Raw genomic sequence first — 19,535 nt, forward strand, 5'->3', positions numbered from 1 at the left:
CATGACTCAGACTTCCATTACTCGTAGCTGGGTTACCTCCGCCAACGGCCATGCTGATTTCCCGCTGCAAAACCTGCCGCTGGGGGTGTTCAGCGTCAACGGTTCGGCACCGCGCAGTGGTGTGGCGATTGGCGAGCACATCTTTGATCTGGAAGCGGCGCTGGAGGCCGGTCTGTTCGACGGCGCCGCGCGTGCGGCGGTTGAAGCGACCCGTGGCGGCCAGCTCAATGCGTTTTTTGAACGGGGTCGCGAGGCTCGCGTTGCCCTGCGCGAACGCCTGATCGAACTGCTCCAGGAAGGCAGCACCCTGCACGGCAAGATCGAAGCCCAAGGCGCAAAATTGTTGCCGTTGGCGGCGAATTGCGTGATGCACCTGCCGGCAAAAATCAATGATTACACCGACTTCTATGTCGGCATCGAGCACGCGCAGAACGTCGGCAAACTGTTCCGCCCGGACAACCCGTTGCTGCCGAACTACAAGTACGTGCCCATCGGTTATCACGGTCGCGCTTCGACCATTCGCCCGTCCGGCACCGATGTTCGCCGCCCGAAAGGCCAGACCCTGCCGGCCGGTCAGACCGAGCCGACGTTCGGCCCGTGCGCACGTCTGGATTACGAGTTGGAACTGGGCATCTGGATCGGTCAGGGCAACGACATGGGCGAGTCGATCGCCATCGCTGACGCCGCCGATCACATCGCCGGTTTCTGCCTGCTCAACGACTGGTCGGCGCGGGATATCCAGGCGTGGGAATACCAGCCGCTGGGGCCGTTCCTGTCGAAAAGTTTTATCACCAGCATCTCGCCGTGGGTCGTGACCGCCGAAGCGCTGGAACCGTTCCGCCGCGCGCAACCGCCGCGTCCCGCCGGTGATCCGCAACCGCTGCCGTACCTGTTCGACAGCCGTGATCAAGCGGCGGGTGCCTTCGACATCGAACTGGAAGTGCTGCTGCTGACCGAAGGCCTGCGCGAGAAAAACCTGCCCGCCCATCGCCTGACCCTCAGCAACACCCGACACATGTACTGGACCGTGGCACAAATGGTCGCGCACCACAGCGTCAACGGTTGCCAGTTGCAGGCCGGTGACCTGTTCGGTTCGGGCACCTTGTCGGGGCCGGAAAATGGTCAGTTCGGCAGCCTGCTGGAAATCACCGAGGGCGGTAAAAAGCCGATCGAACTGGCATCGGGCGAAGTGCGTAAATTCCTGGAAGACGGCGACGAAATCATCCTGCGCGCCCGTTGCAGCCGTGACGGTTTTGCCTCCATCGGTTTCGGCGAATGCCGCGGCAAAGTACTGGCGGCGCGGTAAGAGGAGCGGGTCATGGAACTCTATACCTACTACCGTTCCACCTCGTCGTATCGGGTGCGCATCGCGTTGGCGCTCAAAGGGCTGGACTACACGGCGCTGCCGATCAACCTGATCGCGCCGCAGGGTGGCGAGCATCGCCAGCCATCGTATCTGGGCGTGAACCCGCAAGGTCGTGTGCCGGCCTTGCGCACCGATGAAGGCAAGTTGCTGATTCAGTCACCGGCGATCATCGAGTATCTGGACGAACGTTATCCACAGGTGCCGCTGCTGTCCAAAGACCTCGCTGCCCGCGCCCATGAGCGCGGCGTGGCGGCGGTGATTGGCTGCGACGTGCATCCGCTGCACAACGTCAGCGTGCTCAATAAACTGCGGCAGTTGGGGCATGACGAGCCGCAGGTGGTGGAGTGGATCGGGCACTGGATCAGCCAGGGGCTGGCGACGGTGGAGCGGTTGATCGGGGATGACGGTTATTGCTTTGGTGACGAGCCGGGTCTGGCGGATATTTACCTGATCCCGCAACTGTATGCGGCCGAGCGTTTCAATATTTCGCTTGAGGCCTATCCACGGATTCGCCGAGTGGCGGCATTGGCGGCGCAACACCCTGCATTCATCGCAGCGCACCCGGCCAACCAGCCCGACACGCCTTAAGGCTTCAAACCGATCCCCACTGTGGGAGCGGGCTTGCTCGCGAAGAGGGCGTGTCAGCCGATATCAATGCAGCTGACACACGTATTCGCGAGCAAGCCCGCTCCCACCGTGAACAGCGGTTGCTTTAAAAAACCATAAAAACAAAACAGGAACCTTGCGATGCACAATCAGATTGCCAGCTTCCGGGCGGCACTCGACGCCCGTCCCGTGTCCCGTTATCAGTGGCTGATCCTTTTGCTGCTGGCGCTCCTGCTGGTCACCGATGGCTACGACGCGCAAGTGCTCGGCTACGTGGTACCCGCGCTGGCCCAGGACTGGGGCCTGGAAAAAGCCGCGTTCGGCCCCGTGTTCAGTGCCAACTTGCTGGGTTTGACCTTGGGTTCGCTCGCCGTGACCCCGCTGGCAGACCGCTTCGGCGTACGACGGATTCTCCTTTGTTGCGTGCTGATCTACGCCACGCTCACGGTGTTGATGGTTTTCGCCAATTCGCTGGATACGCTGATGGCCGCCCGGTTCATTTGCGGGATCGGCATGGGCGGGGCGATGCCCAGCGCCATGGCGCTGATGTCTGAATACTCGCCGCCACGCTTGCGCACCTTGATGGTGACGCTGGCGGCGTGCGGCTTTTCGTTTGGCGGTGCGGCGGGCGGGTTTGTCGCCGCAGGATTCATCGATAGCTTCGGCTGGCAAGCGGTGTTCCTCGCCGGCGGGGTCACACCGCTGTTGTTGTTCCCGTTTTTGGTCTGGTTGCTTCCCGAGTCGCTGCCACGTCTGCTGCGCGATGCGCCGCCCTACAATCGCCTGCGCAAAGTGACCGCGCGGATGCTCCCGGACTGGCAGCCACCTGCCGCTTCCATGGCACAAAACGAGCAGCAACAGGGCAGCAAGCTGACGGTGATCGAGTTGTTCCGCAACGGCTACGCGCGGCCAACGTTACTGATCTGGGCGACCTTCTTTGTCAGCCTGATCCTGTTGTATTTCATGATCAGCTGGCTGCCGACGCTGCTGCTGGAAAGTGGCTTGCCACTCAACGAAGCCAACCTGGTGACGTCGATGTTCTTGTTTGCGGGAACGGTCGGCGCAATCTTCATGGCCTGGTTTGCCGACCGACTCAAAAGCAAGGTGCGCCTGCTGTCGTGCGTACTCGCCACTGCGGCGGTGTGCACCATTTTGCTGGGTTTGAATCACGACAATCCGCGCTATCTGGTGGCCAGTGTGTTTGCCGCCGGGTTCTGCATCATTGGCGGGCAACTGACGCTCAATGCGTTTGTCAGTAATTTCTACCCGGCGCAGGTGCGCGCTACAGGCACTGGTTGGGCCTTGGGCGTGGGGCGCTTCGGTTCAATTCTCGGGCCGTTGTTTGGCAGCATGTTGCTGGCGATGCACATTCCGGTGCAGCAGATTTTCTTCTTCTGCGCGATTCCGGCGGTGATTGCGGCGTTGTTCATCATCCAGGTGCGCTCGCCCATAGAGACGACCACGATCCTTCGTGGCAGCGAGCTGGCTGGCGATGAACGATAACGCGATATGTCTGACCAACCGGGGCGCGGGCATTGCGAGCACGCTCGCGCTCACAGTTGGCTTGTACTCAGTGGACGACTGAGTTGGGCGGCAGGTGCCCCAGACGCTCGGTCAGGCGAAGCCGCTGGATCGGGTCATCGCTGAGCATCAGCGCATGTTCCAGGTCAAAACGCTCGGCATTCGGGCAATCCAGCCGCTGATAGAGGCTGGCCCGGGCCAAGTAGTCGGCGGCGCTGGCGTTGCCCAGTTCCAGCACACGCTCGGCGTCGATCAGGGCGCCGATGCAGTTATCGTGAGAAATGTGCAACTGACGCAGGTTGCGCGACAGTCGCTGCAGCATTTGCACGGGGTCGGCCGTCAGCAAATGTTCGGCGCTGAGTTTCAGGTTCGGGCCGTACTGGCGCTGCAGCAGTTCGCGGCAATCGTTGGGGTACAGGCGCCGGCCACCGCACGGGTCAAGCAGGTGGTCGGCCCCCGGCACTCGCAGCAGGAAGTGGCCAGGGAAATTGACCCCGACCAGCGGAATCTCCAGGCCTCTGGCCAACTCCAGGGCAATCAGCCCCAGCGACAGCGGCTGGCCGCGCCGCAGTTCCAGTACCTTATTGAGTAGGGCCACTTGTGGGCGCAGCGGGGTGAAATCGTCCTGCGCGAAGCCCATGTCATTGAGTCGGCGCAACAACGGCTGGGCCAGTTCACTGACCGGCAACATCGGCAAGCCGGCGCTGACCCGTTGCTGCAGATCCTTGAAGTTGGACAGCACGTGCTGCGGGTTGACGTCAGGGTCATGCTCGGCCGCCATCCACAGCGCGGCCTCGAACAGCGCGGGCGGTGAACGGTGCAGGCAATCGAAGAATCGTTGGCGGGGTGTCATCAAAATCTCCGGCGAATGCCTCGTTTTAGCCCCGTCGCCAGCATTCGTCCAGTGCCGCACACAGGCGGTTGCAGGTTATGTCCGAAAGCCATCAATGCGCTGGCGCTTATTCCGGTGCGCTTCAGCAATTTTTGGGCGCACGCCTATACTGGCGACTACAAGAAGTGATTCGGGAGCCTTACGATGTTCGCTCTCATGCAAAGCAATCGCCTTGAATCGCTGCACCTGAGCGTCGATCCGGTCACCGGGTTGAAGGCGGTCATTGCCATTCATAGCAGCCGCTTGGGGCCAGCCCTCGGCGGCTGTCGCTACCTTGCCTACCCCTCCGACGAATCCGCGGTCGAAGACGCCGTGCGGCTTGCTCAAGGCATGAGTTACAAGGCCGCGCTGGCCGGCCTGGCCCAGGGCGGCGGGGTATCGGTGATTATTCGTCCGGTCCATGTGGAAAACCGCGCCGCGCTGTTCGAAGCCTTCGGGCGCTGCATCAATCAGCTCGACGGTCGCTACATCACTGCCATCGACAGCGGTACCTCGGTGGCGGACATGGATTGCATCGCGCAACAAACGCAGCACGTCACCAGCACCACCTCGGCAGGCGACCCTGCGCCTCATGCGGCGATGGGCGTGTTCACCGGCATTCGCAGCACCGCCATGGCGCGCCTGGGCAGCGACAACCTGGAAGGCTTGCGCATCGCCATTCAAGGCTTGGGCAATGTCGGTTACGCACTTGCCGAACAGTTGCATGCCGCGGGTGCCGAACTGCTGGTCAGCGACATCGATCACGGCAAGGTGCAACTGGCGATGGAGCAACTGGGCGCGCACCCGATTGCCAATGACGCGCTGCTCAGCACTCCGTGCGACATTCTCGCGCCGTGCGGCCTGGGCGGCGTGCTCAACAGCCACACCGTGACGCAGTTGCGCTGCGCGGCGGTAGCTGGCTCCGCGAACAATCAACTGACGCATCTGGACGTCGCCGATCAACTGGAGCGGCGCGGCATTCTGTATGCGCCGGATTACGTGATCAATTCCGGCGGGCTGATCTATGTGTCGCTAAAACATCGCGGCGAAGAACTGGCGACCATCACCGCGCACCTGTCGAAAATCAGTTCCCGCCTGACCGAAGTCTTCGCCCACGCCCAGGCCGAGAAGCGTTCGCCGGCCAGAGTGGCGGACGAGTTGGCGGAGAAAGTGTTGTATCGCTGAATTTCGCCCATGAAAAAGGCCCTGAGTCATTCGACTCAGGGCCTATTCAATTCGGGCATTGCTTATTTCGGCGTCTTGGCCGCTTTGGCTGGCTTGGTCGGCTCAGCGTCGGCTGCTTCAACGGGTTCAGCTTTTTCTTCTTCCACTTCGGCCGGTGCATTCAGCAGTTCGGACAACGCATCCGGCTGGCTCTTGAATGCCTTGGCAAACACATCGCGATTCTTCGCCATGTAGATGCCGGCTTCTTCCACTTGCTGTTCGCTCAGGGACGGAACGGCTTTTTGCAACACTTCAGCCAGCAATTCGGCCAGTTCGAGCATTTTGTCATGACGGTCAGCTTCGGCTTTATCCATGAACAAGCGCTCCAGATCTCGGCTGCTGCGGTATACCACTTCGACGGCCATTCACCACCTCACATGCCTTCACATTAAGTTGTCTTTGCGACTACTGTATTTATATACAGCGAAAAGGATAAGCGAATCCCTGCCTTTTGGGTAGTGGCTTTTTAATGTAGACCGAAATTGGCGTTTGTCAGTAACCGTGGCGCGCCCTTCGCGAGCAAGCCCGCTCCCACACTGGATCTGTGTGGCTCACAAATCCCCTGTGGAAGCGGGCTTGCTCGCGAAGGCGTCGGCCCAGACACCGCCGAAGTGCCTCATGTCACCCGGCCATCATCTCAATCTCAGCCTCTGGCCTTTTTTCTGCATGCAGAACAACCGTCACGTCAAACCCGCATCATCCGGTCGAGCCGACCTAAGGAAGCATCATCGTGAAAATCAACTGGGCCGAGAAACTGCGGCAAAACGTGCACCAACTGGCCGAATCCCTGGGCAACCTGTTCGTCGAGACGTTCCACTACCTGGCGCTGTTCGCCATCGGTGCAGTCACCGCATGGGCGGCGGTGATGGAGTTTTTGGGGATGATCGAAGAAGGACACATCAAGATCGATGACGTCTTGCTGCTGTTCATCTACCTGGAACTGGGCGCAATGGTCGGGATTTACTTCAAGACCAATCACATGCCGGTGCGTTTCCTGATCTATGTGGCGATCACTGCCCTGACGCGGTTACTGATCTCCAACGTCTCGCACCACAATCCGCCGGATCTCGGGATCATTTACCTGTGCGGCGGGATTCTGCTGCTGGCGTTCTCGATTCTGGTGGTGCGTTACGCCTCCTCGCAATTTCCTTCGGTGAAGATCGAACACCCGCAACGCAAAGTCGGTGCGGGTTCCGGTGAACATCCCGAAGTGGAGAAGGGCGAGCTTTAAAGCCTGAAGGCGACGTGCGGCTGATCTTTGGCTGAGGGCGGCGGCAGCGTACGGTTGTCGCCGTCGGTCATGGCTTCAAGGATCGCCACGGCGCTGTGGCCCTGTTCGATGGCGATCCCGAACTGAATGCTTTGCACCAGTCGCTTGAGGCGCTTGGGGTCGTTGCGCTGTTCTGCGCTTATCATCCGCTTGGCCACGACACGGCCACTGTTGGAGAGGGTCAGCATGATGCTGCCGTCCAGACCCTGAATGCTCAGGTTGATCTGATAATCCGGTGCAAAAGCATCGGTAATGAGCTGAAAAGGGTTGTCCATGATGCGTCACCGCCTGATTGAACGTGCAGTTGTTGACCGGCCATGATCGGGTTGGTTCGCATTACCAGACCATTGGCAGATCGCTCGCTGAGGTTTTAAAAGTCCTTTTGCCTCAGCGGGGACGTAGCAAGGGGCATGCCGTAAAAATTGTCGAACAATAAACAGGGCACGAAAGCGACGGGGACGTTGGCTCGCCTGCTTTTGCTTGCCCGATTCAGGGCACGGACGGGTAGGTGACCGCTGACGGTGCAAGCAAACCGGTCAGCACTCCACCCAACTCACCGCCAAACCGCCCCGTGACGTCTCTTTGTATTTGTCGTGCATGTCGGCGCCGGTGTCGCGCATGGTGCGGATCACCCGATCCAGAGAAATAAAGTGTTTGCCGTCGCCGCGCAGGGCCATTTGCGTGGCATTGATCGCCTTCACCGCCGCGATGGCGTTGCGTTCGATGCACGGCACTTGCACCAGGCCGCCGACCGGGTCGCAGGTCAGGCCGAGGTTGTGTTCCAGGCCGATTTCAGCGGCGTTTTCCAACTGTTCGGGCGTGGCGCCGAGCACGTCGGCCAGGCCGGCGGCCGCCATGGCGCACGCCGAACCGACTTCGCCCTGACAGCCGACTTCGGCGCCGGAGATCGAGGCGTTTTTCTTGCAGAGAATGCCGACGGCCGCCGCGCCCAGAAAGAACGCCACGACGTCATCGTCGGACGCGTCCGGGTTGAATTTCATGTAGTAGTGCAGCACCGCCGGAATGATCCCGGCCGCGCCGTTGGTCGGTGCCGTCACCATGCGCCCGCCAGCGGCGTTTTCTTCATTCACGGCGAGGGCGAACAGGTTGACCCACTCCATCGCCGACAGCGTCGAAGTAATGACATTCGGCTTGCCGATTTCCAGCAGGCTGCGGTGCAATTTTGCCGCGCGGCGCGGCACATTCAGACCGCCGGGCAGGATGCCTTCGTGACGCAGGCCTTGCTCGACGCACTCGCGCATCACCGACCAGATGTGCAGCAAGCCCTGACGGATTTCCGCCTCGCCGCGCCAGGCCAGTTCGTTGGCCATCATCAACTCGGAAACCCGCAAGCCATGCTGGTTGCACAGCTTGAGCAATTCGGCGGCACTGGAAAAATCGTACGGCAGCACCACGTCACTGTTCGGCGCGATACCGGATTCGGCCTCGGCCGCCTCGATAATGAAGCCGCCGCCGATGGAGTAGTAGGTTTGCTCGAACAGCTCCCCGGTTTCGCCGAAAGCGGTCAGAGACATGGCGTTGGGGTGATAGGGCAAGCTCTCGTCGAGCAACAGCAGATCGGTTTGCCAGTTGAAGGCGATGGTCGTTTTACCGGCGAGGGACAATTCGCCGGTCTCGCGCAGCTGGTGGATTCGGCTATCGATGCGGGTGGGATCGATACTGTCCGGCCACTCGCCCATCAGGCCCATGACACAGGCGCGATCGGTGGCGTGACCGACGCCGGTGGCGGACAACGAACCATAGAGACGGATTTCGACCCGACGAACGGAGGTCAGCAAATTCTGTTCGATCAGCGCCTGGGCGAACGTTGCGGCGGCGCGCATCGGGCCGACCGTGTGGGAACTGGACGGACCGATGCCGACTTTGAAGAGATCGAAAACACTGATAGCCATGCTAAACCCTGTACAAGCAATGGAAGAGAATCGCTGCCATTTTTGTAGGACAAGCGCAATGTCGGCGATACTGCTCGCCTCGGTTAACCGTGACCAACGAAACTTCCTAAGTCAGCCTTTAGCAGGACTAAACAATGAGTCGCCAATTGCACGCCCAGACCTATGTCTGGCTGCACGTGTTTTCCTGTGCCGCGCGGCACTTGTCGTTCACCCGTTGCGCAGAAGAACTGCACATCACGCCGGGCGCGGTCAGTCAGCAAATCCGGCAACTGGAAGAGCGGTTGGGGTTTCGCCTGTTTCACCGACGCGCGCGCGGCGTGGAGCTGAGCGCCGAAGGCCAGCGACTGGCCATCACGGTCAATGAGGCTTACGGCAGCATCGATGCAGAGTTGCGGCGCCTGGACGCGGGCATGATCAGCGGGATTTTGCGGCTGCGTTCGATTCCCTCATTCCTCAGTAAATGGCTCACCCCGCGCTTACCGCGTTTGCAGCAACGTTTTCCGGACATTCAGTTGCGGCTTGTTGCCGAGGACAGCAGCGTGCCGTTGCATGAGGGCGACTTTGACCTGGCCGTCGATCTGAATGACGGCAGCTACCCCGGCCTGTTATCCACAACCTTGCTCGACGAACAGATTTTCCCGGTGTGCGCCCCGAGTCTGCTGCGCGGGCGACCGCCGCTGCACGGTCCTGCCGACCTTTCGCACTTTCCATTGCTGCACGACATCACCGCCTGGCGCGGCAGTTATGAGTACGCGGAGTGGGAGTTCTACCTCAACGCCATCGGCTTCGAAGGTGCGGACGTGCGGCGCGGGCACACCTTCAATCGCAATCACCTGACCATCGAGGCGGCGATCGCGGGCATGGGCGTGGCGATTGCGCGGCGAACCCTGTTGAACGATGAGCTGGAGCGGGGGACGTTGATCGTGCCGTTCGGACTGGCGGTGCCCAATCACAAACGTTATGTGCTGCTGTATGCACCGGGGGCGCTGAGCCATCCGGGGGTGCGTGCGGTGCATGACTGGCTGGTGGAAGAGGCGGGGATTTTTCGCAGCCTGCACCCGCTGGCGGAGCAGCAGATGTGAGCAATTGTGACTGAGGAGCGGGGCGACCCAACTCCCGACCTTAACAGCGCTTTTGCCGGTTGTCCGGCTTTTTTTGCGAATCGAAATTTATCTTTTTTTAGGGGTTGAAATGTTCTTCGCGCAGACCGATTGTGTAAGCAAGAGGTCACGGTGATGACGCCCAAGGGCCAGCCGACCGGCCTCTCGCGAGCTAGCTGAAATAAGGGATGAACTATGCAAATCCAAGTCAACAGCGATAACCATATTCAAAGCAGCATCCGACTGGAGGAGTGGGTACGTACTACCATCGAGAGCACGCTCGAACGTTATGAAGAGGACCTGACCCGCGTCGAGGTCCACCTGCGGGACGAGAACGGCGACAAGCCCGGTCCGCACGACATGCGCTGCCAGCTGGAAGCGCGGCCAAAAGGCCACCAACCAATTTCCGTCACTCACAAAGCGGACACCCTGGAGCAAGCGATCGACGGTGCCGCCGAAAAACTCGAACATGCGCTAGAGCATCTGTTCGGCAAACTGCGGGGCAAACCACGTGCCGCGGTAGTGCCGTTCGAACGAGTAGCCGCCGATGCGCTGCTTGAAGACGAGTTTCTCGAGAACGAACAGGCTGCACAAAATGGCTGACGCCTGATTCACTTTTTACCTTTCCACTGACAAACGGGTCTGCTTATGCAGGCCCGTTTTTGTTTCAGCTTTTTGTGATTCTCTGCTGGTTGGCGAATACCTGTGGCAAGGGGGCTTGCCTGTGGTTAGGAGTTGGCCTGTGGTGAGGGGGCTTGCCCCCGTTCGGCTGCGCCAGCAGTCGTAAGCTTTTGGGGTCGCTTCGCAACCCAACGGGGGCAAGCCCCCTCGCCACAGCAAGCCCCATCACCACAGGCAAACTCATAACCACTGGCAAGCCCCCTCACCACAGGCAAGCCCCACCACCAAAGGCAAGCCCCCCTCACCCCAAGGTTTCAGTCCCTCCCACATCCGGCAATCCGATCTATTTTGCGTATGAGAATATTTATCATTAATATTGCGCGCTTGCTGGTCCCGTGACGTTCACGGGCCTCACCCGGTTTCAAGGTCGAAACATGAAAGGCAAAACCCGTACGCTTCCCGTTTCCTACCGATTGGCCGTCGCGTCTCGCGTGCTGGCGGCGTTGTTGGGCGGTTACATCCTCTCGGCGCTTGCCAGTGTGAGCCTGGCGCTGTGGTTGCCGATGGCCCGCGCCGAAGCCGTGGTGACGGGCATGATGAGTTCGTTCCTGGTGTATCTGGTGGCGGTGCTCTGGTGTTTTGCCTGCCGCAGTGCGTGGCAAGCCTGGTTCGGGTTGATCCTGCCGAGCCTGGTGCTGGCGGCGGTGTCCGGCGTCGCGTACTGGATGGGCCGGGTATGAAAGAGGGATTTCGTCAGGCGATGGCCTGGTTGCACACCTGGACCGGGCTGATCTTCGGCTGGTTGCTGTTCGCGATTTTCCTGACCGGGACCCTCGCGTATTTCAAGGACGAGATCAGCCACTGGATGCAGCCCGAAGTGCCCGCACGTTCCGTCAGTTCCGAAACCAGTCTGACGCTGGCACAGAACTACCTTCAGCAACACGCTGGCGGTGCCTCGCGCTGGCTGATCGATTTGCCCAGTGCCCGCGAGCCGGGCCTGTCGGTGCGCTGGCAGCAGTCGCCGGCCAAACCGGGCGAGCGCGGCAAATTCACCGAAAAACTCCTCGACGCGCAAACCGGTGCCGAAGTGCAGGGCCGCGAGACCATGGGCGGCGAGTTCTTTTATCGCTTCCACTTCCAATTGCAGATGCCCTATCCGTGGGGCCGCTGGTTGTCGACGATGGCGGCGATGGTGATGTTCATCGGCCTGATTACCGGGATCATCACCCACAAGAAAATCTTCAAGGACTTCTTCACCTTCCGCCCGCGCAAGGGCCAGCGTTCCTGGCTGGACGGGCACAATGCGGTGGGCGTCCTGGTGCTGCCGTTTCACCTGATGATCACCTACAGCAGCCTGGTGATTTTCATGGCGATGGTCATGCCGGCCAGCATCCTCGCCTCGTACAAAGGTGATGTGCAAACGTTTTACGCGGAGGTGTTCCCGGCTGCCATTACGCCGGAACTTGCCGGCAAACCGGGCGAGCTGGCACCGCTGGCGCCGTTGCTGGAACGGGCGCGGGCGCAGTGGTCGGGCGGTCGTGTGGACCGTTTGACGGTGAATAATCCGGGGGATGCAAATGCCTCGGTCGTTGCTTCAAGGGACGACGCCGACCGGGTGATTTACGACGCCAGCAGCGCAGTGACCTTCAACGGCGTGACCGGCCAGCAACTCAGTGCCACGCCGCAGCAACCGGTGCCAATGGCTATCGCCGGCAGTTTCTATGGCTTGCACATGGGGCATTTTGCGAGCCCGGTGCTGCGCTGGTTGTACTTCGTTTTCGGCTTGGCGAGCACCGCGTTGATCGGCACCGGGCTGGTGATCTGGCTCGGCAAGCGTCAGCTCAAACACGCAAAAAGCGGCGTCATGCCGTTCGAGTTGCGGCTGGTGGAAGTGTTGAACATTGCCAGCATGTCCGGGCTGGTGGTCGCGGTGGCGGCGTTCTTCTGGGCCAATCGCCTGCTGCCGGCCGAGATGGCCGCGCGCTCGGATTGGGAAGTGAACAGCTTCTTCATCGTCTGGGGCTTGAGCGTGATTCATGCGCTGATCCGCCGTGGTCGCGCCGCGTGGGTCGAGCAATTGGCGCTGGCCGCGCTGCTGTTTTGCGCCATACCGCTGCTCAACGCGTTGACCACGCCGTACCACATGGGCGTGACGCTGGCGCAGGGTGACTGGACCCTCGCCGGTTTCGACCTGACGTGCCTGGGCAGCGGTCTGTTTCTGGCCTGGGCCGCGTGGAAAATGCGGCGTGCCGGGCAGGTCGCGCGCGTCACCAAAGAACGCGCCCGACCGATCACGCTTGAGCAGGAGGCGAACTGAATGTTGCTGGCCTTGCTCTTGTGTTACGGCGGTTTCACTGCCCTGTGTTTGTCGATGGACCGGCATCACTCCGAACTGTTGGGGCGCAAAGCGTCGCTCCAGCGCCGCCGGATTTTCAAACTGACTGGATGGGCGTTGCTTACGGTTTCGTTGTGGGCGGCGGTGTCGAAAACCGGCTGGGGCCTTGGGCTGGTGCAGTGGTGTGCGGTGTTGATGCTCAGCGGTTTGACGCTGGTGCTGTTGCTGCCGTATCGCCCGCGCCTGGCGCTGTCATTGGCCGGGTTGAGCCTGCTCGTCAGCCCCGTCGCCGCGATGGCGCAGTGCTGAACGGATGATCGCCAGCCTACACCGACGCCGAAGTCACCGAAGACCCGGACTACAAGGGCAGGTGATGGAGTTGAGCACGCTGGAGTGCTGATCCCAAACCGCGTCATCGTTCTTCGCGGGCAAGCCCGCTCCCACAGTTGATCTGTATCGCTCACAAACCAATGTGGGAGCGGGCTTGCTCGCGAAGAGGCCCTGACAGGCACCGATGATCTTCGGGCCTAGCGCAAAAACGCCTGCCGATACTCCCCAGGTGTCCCCCCCAGCACCTGTCGAAACCGGTTGGTGAAATGACTCGCACTGGCAAACCCGCACGCCAGCGCAATCTCTCCCAACGGCTGCGAGGTCGAGCGCAGCAGCTCCCGCGCCCGACTCAGCCTGCGCGCCAACACATATTGATGCGGCGGCAAGCCAAAACTCTCCCGGAACATCCGCGCAAAGTGGTATTCCGACAACGCGCACAGGGCCGCCAATTGCCCCAGGCTGATGGCCTCGGCGAGCCGGGTGTCGATGAACTCCACCAACTGCCGCCGCTGATGCGCCGCCAGCCCACCTTTAAGCCGTAACCCTTCACGCATGCCGACCTGACTCAGTAACGCATGGCTGAGCATCTCGTGGGCCAGGCTGCTGGTGAGCACGCGTTCGCCGGGCTCATCCCAATTGAGGGTGAGCATCTGCCGAAAACGTCGGGCTTGCGCCGGATCATCGAGAAAGGTCGCTTCGCGCAATTGCACTTCGCGCGGTTCGCGGTCCAGCAGCGTGACGCAGCCGAGGGCGAATTGTTCGGGGCTGAAATACAGATGGGCCAGGCGAATGTCGCCGTTGATCACCCACCCTGATTGATGCTCGGCCGGCAAGATGCACAACTTGTCGGGGCCGCCCTTGGTGCCGGGCTGGCCGCGGCGAAAGGTGCCGGTGCCGCCAGCGATGTAGCACGACAACGTGTGATGGCTGGGCGCTTCGTATTCCTGGGCGTCGTGATGGTTGCTCCACAAAGCGGCAGACAGGCCGTCACCCAGCTCCGCGCTGTGCTCAAGACGAGCATTGGGCGAGCGGTTGAGGGCTTGAAAGACTTGCAGGGTTTCCAGTGCGGGCATGATCGTTTTCTCTCCAACGCTTCGCATCCTACTCCGTAGACGTTGCCCTGCCAGCCTGCGCGCCGACAAAAGCGCAAGTTTATGCAAGTGCGAGAAGTGCCGACGCAGGACACTGAGCCCCTATTGAGGAGCGTTTGCCATGAACCTGTCGTTGTATTTGCTGACCGTGTTGATCTGGGGCACCACCTGGATTGCCTTGAAATGGCAACTGGGCGTGGTCGCCATTCCGGTGTCGATCGTCTATCGCTTCGGTCTCGCGGCGCTGGTGTTGTTCGTGGTGTTGCTGCTCAGCCGGCGCCTGCAAGTGATGAACCGTCGCGGGCATTTGATCTGTCTGGCGCAGGGGTTGTGCCTGTTCTGCGTCAACTTCATGTGCTTCCTGACCGCCAGTCAGTGGATTCCCAGCGGTCTGGTGGCCGTGGTGTTTTCCACCGCCACCCTATGGAACGCGCTGAATGCGCGGGTGTTCTTTGGCCAGAAAATCGCCCGCAATGTGTTGATGGGGGGCGCGTTGGGCTTGTCTGGACTGGGCCTGCTGTTTTGGCCTGAGCTGGCGGGGCACACCGCGAGCCCGGAAACCTTGCTCGGCCTGGGCCTGGCGCTGCTCGGCACCCTGTGTTTCTCGGCCGGCAACATGCTGTCGAGTTTGCAGCAGAAGGCGGGGCTGAAGCCGTTGACCACCAACGCCTGGGGCATGGCCTATGGCGCGGCGATGCTGTCGGTGTGGTGCCTGGTCAAAGGCATTCCGTTCGACATCGAATGGAACGCGCGTTACATCGGTTCGCTGCTGTACCTGGTCATTCCCGGTTCGGTGATCGGCTTCACCGCCTACCTGACGCTGGTCGGACGTATGGGCCCGGAGCGTGCGGCGTATTGCACGGTGCTATTCCCGGTGGTGGCGTTGAACGTGTCGGCATTTGCCGAAGGCTACCAATGGACCGCACCGGCGCTGATCGGATTGGTGCTGGTGATGCTGGGTAACGTGCTGGTGTTTCGCAAACCCAAGGCGCCGACGGTGCATGGCGAAGGAAAACTGGCTTGATCGTACGGGCAGGCGTTTAACAACGTCTGCCCGTTTTATTCAGCCTTTCCAGACTTGCGGGTTGACCAGATCCTGCGGCCGCTCGCCCAGCAGCGCGCTGCGCAAGTTAGCCAAGGCACGGTTGGCCATGGCCTCACGGGTTTCGTGGGTGGCGGAACCGATGTGCGGCAAGGTCACCGCGTTTTTCAGTTGGAACAATGGCGACTCGGCCAGCGGTTCTTTCTCGTAGACGTCCAGCCCGGCGCCACGAATGCGGTTGGTCTGCAGCGCTTCGATCAGCGCCGGTTCGTCGACGACCGGACCACGGGCGATGTTGATCAGGATCGCGCTCGGCTTCATCAGCGCCAGTTCGCGGTGACTGATCAGGTGCCGGGTTTTTTCACTGAGCGGCACCACCAGGCAGACGAAATCGGCTTCGGCCAGCAGTTGATCGAGGGTGCGGAACTGCGCGCCGAGTTCTTGCTCAAGTTCGGTCTTGCGGCTGTTGCCGCTGTAGAGAATCGGCATGTTGAAACCCAGGCGACCGCGACGGGCGATGGCTGCACCGATGTTGCCCATGCCGACGATGCCCAGGGTCTTGCCGTGCACATCGGTGCCGAACAGCGGTGCGCCGACGGTGGCCTGCCACTGACCGGCCTTGGTCCAGGCGTCCAGTTCGGCGACGCGGCGGGCACTGCTCATGAGCAGGGAAAACGCCAGGTCGGCGGTGCTTTCGGTGAGCACGTCGGGGGTGTTGGTGAGCATGATCCCGCGTTCGTTGAAGTAGGCGACATCGTAGTTGTCATAGCCGACGGAGACGCTGGACACCACTTCGAGTTTGCCGGCGGTTGCCAGTTGTTCGCGCCCGAGTTTGCGACCGACGCCGATCAGGCCATGCGCGTGGGGCAGGGCTTCGTTGAATTGGGCGTTGATGTCGCCGTTTTTCGGGTTGGGCACGATGACGTCGAAGTCTTGCTGAAGGCGCTCGACCATTTCGGGGCTGACGCGGCTGAACGCGAGGACGGTCTTTTTCATGGGAGGAGGGCTCGTCGGGCTTGGAGAATGCCAAGCACGCTAACATTCTTCCCCGACCTTGTGCGAGCCCCCGGATTACCGGATGTACTCCATTCAAAACCGTGGGAGCGGGCTTGCTAGCGAATGCGGTGGGTCATTGACAAAAATGTTGACTGATACACCGTATTCGCTAGCAAGCCCGCTCCCACAGGGGATTGGCGTTTGTTTCGCTGATGTGGCAGCGACTGACAAAGCCTGCCCAACCGACAGAACCCGTCGGAGTCCTTCCCGAAAATCAGCGCGTCTATAGGGACCGTGAACTCAGTTTGCCAGCCGAGCCCCGCCCAGACTCCCGCTCAATTCGTAGGCTGCCAATTCCGCCTGATGCGCCGCCAGAATCTCCGGCAATGAGCCACGCAAGTACTCGACCCAGGTTTTGATTTTCGCGTCCAGATACTGCCGCGAAGGGTAGATCGCGTAGAGGTTCAGTTCCTGCGACCGGTAGTCGGGCATCACTCGCACCAGCGAACCGTTGCGCAAACCTTCAATCGCCGCGTACACCGGCAGCACGCCAACGCCCATGCCGCTGGTGATCGCCGTTTTCATCGCGTCCGCCGAATTGACCAGGAACGGTGAGCTGTTGATGGTCACGGTCTCTTGGCCGTCGGGACCGTCGAAGGCCCATTTTTCCAGCGGGATCACCGGGCTCACCAGCCGCAGGCACATGTGGTTCAGCAAATCGCTGGGCTTTTGCGCGCAGCCGTTGGCCTTCACGTAGGCCGGCGAGGCGCAGACGATGCTGTAGGTGATGCCCAGGCGCTGGGAGACGAAGCCCGAGTCCGGCAATTCGCTGGCGAGCACGATGGACACGTCGTAGCCCTCGTCGAGCAGGTCCGGCACGCGGTTGGCCATGGTCAGGTCGAAGGTCACGTCGGGGTGGGTCTTGCGGTAGCGGGCGATGGCGTCGATCACGAAGTGCTGACCGATGCCGGTCATGGTGTGCACTTTCAGTTGGCCGGCGGGGCGGGCGTGGGCGTCACTGGCCTCGGCTTCGGCTTCTTCGACATAGGCCAGGATTTGCTCGCAGCGCAACAGGTAGCGCTTGCCGGCCTCGGTCAGGGCGATGCGGCGGGTGGTGCGGTTGAGCAGGCGGGTTTGCAGATGGGCTTCCAGGTTGGAGACCGCGCGCGAGACGTTGGCCGTGGTGGTGTCGAGTTGCACGGCGGCGGCGGTGAAACTGCCGGCCTCGGCCACGTAACTGAAGGCGCGCATGTTTTGCAAAGTGTCCATGGGGTGCTCTCGGGTGCGGTGGCAAATTGTGACACAAGGTTGCGGGGCGCAGACCCCGACCAAGGGATTATCGCGCCAACGGTAACAAAGATTCACAGGAATCCCGGCTTATCGCCATTCGGGCCGCCCCCTAGAATTGCGCCCAGTACGGCACCCACCCTGTGGAAGCAGGCCTTTGTGGTGAGCAGGCTTTGTGGCAAGGGGCCTTGTGGTGAAGGGCCTTGTGGCGAGGGGACTTTGTGGCGAGGGGGCTTGCCCCCGTTGGGTTGCGAAGCAACCCTGAGTCAGGTGAACGCGTTCTTCAGTCCGAATACTGTGAACTGTATACGACTGCTTCGCAGCCGGACGGGGGCAAGCCCCCTCGCCACGAAACCCCTCCCCACAAAAGCCGGCTCCCACATGAACCTTGTGCCTCCCCCACTCTCAGGAAATCGCAGCAGTGCCGCGTCGCATCAACAGAGCGCTTCAGACGCTCAGTGTTTTGGCTTTAACCCTGGCCATCGGCGGCTGCCTCGGCACCGCAGGTATTGCGCCACAAGGCAAGGCACTGGAGGCCGATTCACTGGCCACCGACGAGGCTATCCAGAACGCCGCGCAGGACGCTCATTGGCCCACCGCACAATGGTGGCAGGCCTATGGCGACCCGCAATTGAACCGTTGGATCAAGCTTGCCGTGCAGGGCAGCCCGACCATGGCCATGGCCACCGCGCGAGTGCGCCAGGCCAAGTCCATGGCCGGCATTGCCGAAGCCGCCGAGTCGTTGCAGATCAACGGCGAATCGACCCTCAAACGCCATAACTGGCCGACCGATCAGTTCTACGGGCCGGGCGAGTTGGCCGACACGACAACGTGGGACAACAACGCCGCGCTGGGTTTCAGCTACGCCCTCGACCTCTGGGGCCGTGAAACCAATGCCAGCGAGCGCGCGGTGGACATGGCGCACACGAGCGTTGCTGAAGCGCGTCTGGCGCAGCTCGAATTGCAGAACAACATCGTGCGCGCCTACATCGAGTTGTCGCTGCATTACGCCCAGCGCGACATCGTCCTGGCGACGCTAAAGCAGCAACAGCAGATTCTCGACCTCGCGCAAAAACGCCTGAGCGGCGGCATCGGCACTCATTTCGAAGTCAGCCAGGCGCAAACGCCGCTGCCGGAAACCCATCGCCAGATCGATGCGCTGGACGAAGCCATCGCCCTCAGCCGTAACCAACTCGCGGCCCTGGCAGGCAAGGGACCGGGAGACGGCGCGCAATTGCAGCGGCCGACGCTGTCGTTGGCCGCACCGCTGAAACTGCCGTCGTCGCTGCCCGCGCAACTGCTCGGCCAGCGCCCGGACGTGGTCGCCAGTCGCTGGCAGGTGGCGGCACAGGCGCGGGGCATTGACGTTGCTCACGCCGGTTTTTATCCCAATGTCGATCTGGTCGGCAGCCTCGGCTACATGGCCACGGGCGGCGGCGCGCTGGCGTTTTTGAGCGGCAACAAACTCAACTACAGCGTCGGCCCGGCGATTTCCTTGCCGATCTTCGACGGCGGACGGTTGCGCTCCGAGCTGGGCGAAGCCTCGGCCGGGTATGACATCGCCGTGGCCAGGTACAACCGGACGCTGGTCAATGCCCTGAAAAGCATCTCCGACCAGTTGATCCGCCGCGAGTCCATGGACAAACAGCAAGCCTTCGCCGCCGAGTCGGTGGCCACGGCGCAGAAGACCTACGACATCGCGATGATCGCCTACCAGCGCGGGCTCACCGATTACCTCAACGTACTCAACGCCCAGACCTTGTTGTTCAAACAGCAGCAAGTCGAGCAACAGGTTCAGGCGGCGCGCCTCAGTGTTCACGCGCAATTGGTGACGGCGCTCGGTGGCGGGCTGGGCGCGGGCAACGATGTGCCGAAAGACCGCCAGACCGCCGCGCCGAAAACCCCGGCCACCCTGAAGAGCCTGAATTGAACACTCATCCTGTGGGACCTGTGGGAGCGGGC

The 19,535-nt window shown here is 61.4% G+C and carries 18 protein-coding genes and 1 pseudogene; 12 read left to right on the plus strand and 7 right to left on the minus strand.

Annotated elements, in window-relative coordinates; genetic code table 11:
* Window position 1 precedes the first annotated feature (1 nt).
* The 3 genes from fahA (at window position 2) to ACQKP4_RS03045 (ending at window position 3,475) form a co-directional block, all read left to right on the plus strand.
* Window positions 2-1,306, plus strand: a complete 1,305-nt coding sequence (gene fahA / locus ACQKP4_RS03035; protein ID WP_427630284.1) for a fumarylacetoacetase — start codon at window positions 2-4, stop codon at window positions 1,304-1,306.
* 12 nt (window positions 1,307-1,318) lie between these two features.
* Window positions 1,319-1,954, plus strand: coding sequence for a maleylacetoacetate isomerase (maiA, locus tag ACQKP4_RS03040; RefSeq protein WP_427630286.1), 636 nt, complete (start codon window positions 1,319-1,321; stop codon window positions 1,952-1,954).
* 159 nt (window positions 1,955-2,113) lie between these two features.
* On the plus strand, window positions 2,114-3,475 hold the full coding sequence (locus ACQKP4_RS03045) for an MFS transporter (protein WP_427630288.1): 1,362 nt from the start codon (window positions 2,114-2,116) through the stop codon (window positions 3,473-3,475).
* 67 nt (window positions 3,476-3,542) lie between these two features.
* Here ACQKP4_RS03045 and ACQKP4_RS03050 read toward each other — a convergent pair whose 3' ends face one another.
* Window positions 3,543-4,346, minus strand: coding sequence for a SirB1 family protein (locus ACQKP4_RS03050; protein ID WP_427630290.1), 804 nt, complete (start codon window positions 4,344-4,346; stop codon window positions 3,543-3,545).
* Window positions 4,347-4,529: 183 nt separating this feature from the next.
* Here ACQKP4_RS03050 and ACQKP4_RS03055 point away from each other — a divergent pair, with 183 nt between their 5' ends.
* Entirely contained in the window at window positions 4,530-5,549 is a 1,020-nt protein-coding gene (locus ACQKP4_RS03055) for a Glu/Leu/Phe/Val dehydrogenase dimerization domain-containing protein (RefSeq protein ID WP_427630292.1), read from the plus strand.
* Window positions 5,550-5,689: 140 nt separating this feature from the next.
* On the opposite strand, the pseudogene ACQKP4_RS03060 reads toward ACQKP4_RS03055, so the two are convergent.
* Window positions 5,690-5,953: pseudogene (locus ACQKP4_RS03060) on the minus strand (YebG family protein); the annotation flags it as partial.
* 365 nt (window positions 5,954-6,318) lie between these two features.
* On the opposite strand from ACQKP4_RS03060, the gene ACQKP4_RS03065 reads away from it, so the two are divergent.
* Entirely contained in the window at window positions 6,319-6,819 is a 501-nt protein-coding gene (locus ACQKP4_RS03065; protein ID WP_427630293.1) for a phosphate-starvation-inducible protein PsiE, read from the plus strand.
* Here the strand turns inward: ACQKP4_RS03065 and ACQKP4_RS03070 are convergent.
* Together ACQKP4_RS03070 and ACQKP4_RS03075 are read right to left on the minus strand one after the other, a co-directional pair.
* Window positions 6,816-7,133, minus strand: coding sequence for a DUF3509 domain-containing protein (locus ACQKP4_RS03070; protein WP_427630295.1), 318 nt, complete (start codon window positions 7,131-7,133; stop codon window positions 6,816-6,818). The two genes, ACQKP4_RS03065 and ACQKP4_RS03070, sit on opposite strands and share 4 nt — an antisense overlap.
* A 261-nt stretch (window positions 7,134-7,394) precedes the next feature.
* A complete protein-coding gene (locus ACQKP4_RS03075) occupies window positions 7,395-8,771 on the minus strand; it encodes an L-serine ammonia-lyase (protein ID WP_427630297.1) in 1,377 nt (458 codons plus the stop codon).
* 134 nt (window positions 8,772-8,905) lie between these two features.
* On the opposite strand from ACQKP4_RS03075, the gene ACQKP4_RS03080 reads away from it, so the two are divergent.
* The 5 genes from ACQKP4_RS03080 (at window position 8,906) to ACQKP4_RS03100 (ending at window position 13,136) form a co-directional block, all read left to right on the plus strand.
* The gene (locus tag ACQKP4_RS03080; protein WP_427630299.1) at window positions 8,906-9,853 is read left to right on the plus strand and encodes a LysR substrate-binding domain-containing protein; all 948 of its coding nucleotides are present in this window, start codon (window positions 8,906-8,908) and stop codon (window positions 9,851-9,853) included.
* Window positions 9,854-10,066: 213 nt separating this feature from the next.
* Window positions 10,067-10,474 (plus strand): HPF/RaiA family ribosome-associated protein, encoded by a 408-nt coding sequence (locus ACQKP4_RS03085; RefSeq protein WP_054049780.1) that lies wholly within the window; start codon window positions 10,067-10,069, stop codon window positions 10,472-10,474.
* Window positions 10,475-10,926: 452 nt separating this feature from the next.
* Window positions 10,927-11,232, plus strand: coding sequence for a DUF3649 domain-containing protein (locus tag ACQKP4_RS03090; RefSeq protein WP_427630301.1), 306 nt, complete (start codon window positions 10,927-10,929; stop codon window positions 11,230-11,232).
* Window positions 11,229-12,809, plus strand: coding sequence for a PepSY-associated TM helix domain-containing protein (locus tag ACQKP4_RS03095; RefSeq protein WP_427630303.1), 1,581 nt, complete (start codon window positions 11,229-11,231; stop codon window positions 12,807-12,809). The genes ACQKP4_RS03090 and ACQKP4_RS03095 overlap by 4 nt, the downstream gene beginning before the upstream one ends.
* Window positions 12,810-13,136 carry a DUF3325 domain-containing protein gene (locus ACQKP4_RS03100; RefSeq protein ID WP_427630305.1) on the plus strand — a complete coding sequence of 109 codons (327 nt, stop codon included), beginning with the start codon at window positions 12,810-12,812 and terminating at the stop codon, window positions 13,134-13,136.
* A 218-nt stretch (window positions 13,137-13,354) separates the two neighbouring features.
* On the opposite strand, the gene ACQKP4_RS03105 is transcribed toward ACQKP4_RS03100, so the two are convergent.
* The gene (locus ACQKP4_RS03105; protein ID WP_427630307.1) at window positions 13,355-14,230 is read right to left on the minus strand and encodes a helix-turn-helix domain-containing protein; all 876 of its coding nucleotides are present in this window, start codon (window positions 14,228-14,230) and stop codon (window positions 13,355-13,357) included.
* Between the two features lie 139 nt (window positions 14,231-14,369).
* On the opposite strand from ACQKP4_RS03105, the gene ACQKP4_RS03110 reads away from it, so the two are divergent.
* Window positions 14,370-15,272, plus strand: a complete 903-nt coding sequence (locus ACQKP4_RS03110; RefSeq protein ID WP_427630308.1) for a DMT family transporter — start codon at window positions 14,370-14,372, stop codon at window positions 15,270-15,272.
* Between the two features lie 39 nt (window positions 15,273-15,311).
* On the opposite strand, the gene ACQKP4_RS03115 is transcribed toward ACQKP4_RS03110, so the two are convergent.
* Together ACQKP4_RS03115 and ACQKP4_RS03120 are read right to left on the minus strand one after the other, a co-directional pair.
* Window positions 15,312-16,286, minus strand: a complete 975-nt coding sequence (locus ACQKP4_RS03115; RefSeq protein WP_427630310.1) for a 2-hydroxyacid dehydrogenase — start codon at window positions 16,284-16,286, stop codon at window positions 15,312-15,314.
* A 300-nt stretch (window positions 16,287-16,586) separates the two neighbouring features.
* Entirely contained in the window at window positions 16,587-17,555 is a 969-nt protein-coding gene (locus ACQKP4_RS03120) for a LysR family transcriptional regulator (RefSeq protein WP_427630312.1), read from the minus strand.
* A gap of 439 nt (window positions 17,556-17,994) precedes the next feature.
* Between ACQKP4_RS03120 and ACQKP4_RS03125 the strand changes: the two genes are divergently transcribed.
* Window positions 17,995-19,503 (plus strand): efflux transporter outer membrane subunit, encoded by a 1,509-nt coding sequence (locus ACQKP4_RS03125; RefSeq protein ID WP_427630313.1) that lies wholly within the window; start codon window positions 17,995-17,997, stop codon window positions 19,501-19,503.
* Window positions 19,504-19,535 lie beyond the last annotated feature (32 nt).

The sequence above is a fragment of the Pseudomonas sp. NPDC086278 genome, assembly GCF_050280905.1.
GTDB lineage: Bacteria > Pseudomonadota > Gammaproteobacteria > Pseudomonadales > Pseudomonadaceae > Aquipseudomonas.

Excerpts from the sequence above, each read along its gene's own strand:
- ACQKP4_RS03085 (WP_054049780.1), top strand. The coding sequence starts at position 10,067 with ATGCAAATCCAAGTCAACAGCGATAACCATATTCAAAGCAGCATCCGA.
- maiA (WP_427630286.1), top strand. The coding sequence starts at position 1,319 with ATGGAACTCTATACCTACTACCGTTCCACCTCGTCGTATCGGGTGCGC.
- ACQKP4_RS03070 (WP_427630295.1), bottom strand. The coding sequence starts at position 7,133 with ATGGACAACCCTTTTCAGCTCATTACCGATGCTTTTGCACCGGATTAT.
- ACQKP4_RS03045 (WP_427630288.1), top strand. The coding sequence starts at position 2,114 with ATGCACAATCAGATTGCCAGCTTCCGGGCGGCACTCGACGCCCGTCCC.
- ACQKP4_RS03095 (WP_427630303.1), top strand. The coding sequence starts at position 11,229 with ATGAAAGAGGGATTTCGTCAGGCGATGGCCTGGTTGCACACCTGGACC.
- ACQKP4_RS03090 (WP_427630301.1), top strand. The coding sequence starts at position 10,927 with ATGAAAGGCAAAACCCGTACGCTTCCCGTTTCCTACCGATTGGCCGTC.
- ACQKP4_RS03055 (WP_427630292.1), top strand. The coding sequence starts at position 4,530 with ATGTTCGCTCTCATGCAAAGCAATCGCCTTGAATCGCTGCACCTGAGC.
- ACQKP4_RS03050 (WP_427630290.1), bottom strand. The coding sequence starts at position 4,346 with ATGACACCCCGCCAACGATTCTTCGATTGCCTGCACCGTTCACCGCCC.
- ACQKP4_RS03100 (WP_427630305.1), top strand. The coding sequence starts at position 12,810 with ATGTTGCTGGCCTTGCTCTTGTGTTACGGCGGTTTCACTGCCCTGTGT.
- ACQKP4_RS03075 (WP_427630297.1), bottom strand. The coding sequence starts at position 8,771 with ATGGCTATCAGTGTTTTCGATCTCTTCAAAGTCGGCATCGGTCCGTCC.
- ACQKP4_RS03080 (WP_427630299.1), top strand. The coding sequence starts at position 8,906 with ATGAGTCGCCAATTGCACGCCCAGACCTATGTCTGGCTGCACGTGTTT.
- ACQKP4_RS03105 (WP_427630307.1), bottom strand. The coding sequence starts at position 14,230 with ATGCCCGCACTGGAAACCCTGCAAGTCTTTCAAGCCCTCAACCGCTCG.
- ACQKP4_RS03110 (WP_427630308.1), top strand. The coding sequence starts at position 14,370 with ATGAACCTGTCGTTGTATTTGCTGACCGTGTTGATCTGGGGCACCACC.
- ACQKP4_RS03120 (WP_427630312.1), bottom strand. The coding sequence starts at position 17,555 with ATGGACACTTTGCAAAACATGCGCGCCTTCAGTTACGTGGCCGAGGCC.
- ACQKP4_RS03115 (WP_427630310.1), bottom strand. The coding sequence starts at position 16,286 with ATGAAAAAGACCGTCCTCGCGTTCAGCCGCGTCAGCCCCGAAATGGTC.
- fahA (WP_427630284.1), top strand. The coding sequence starts at position 2 with ATGACTCAGACTTCCATTACTCGTAGCTGGGTTACCTCCGCCAACGGC.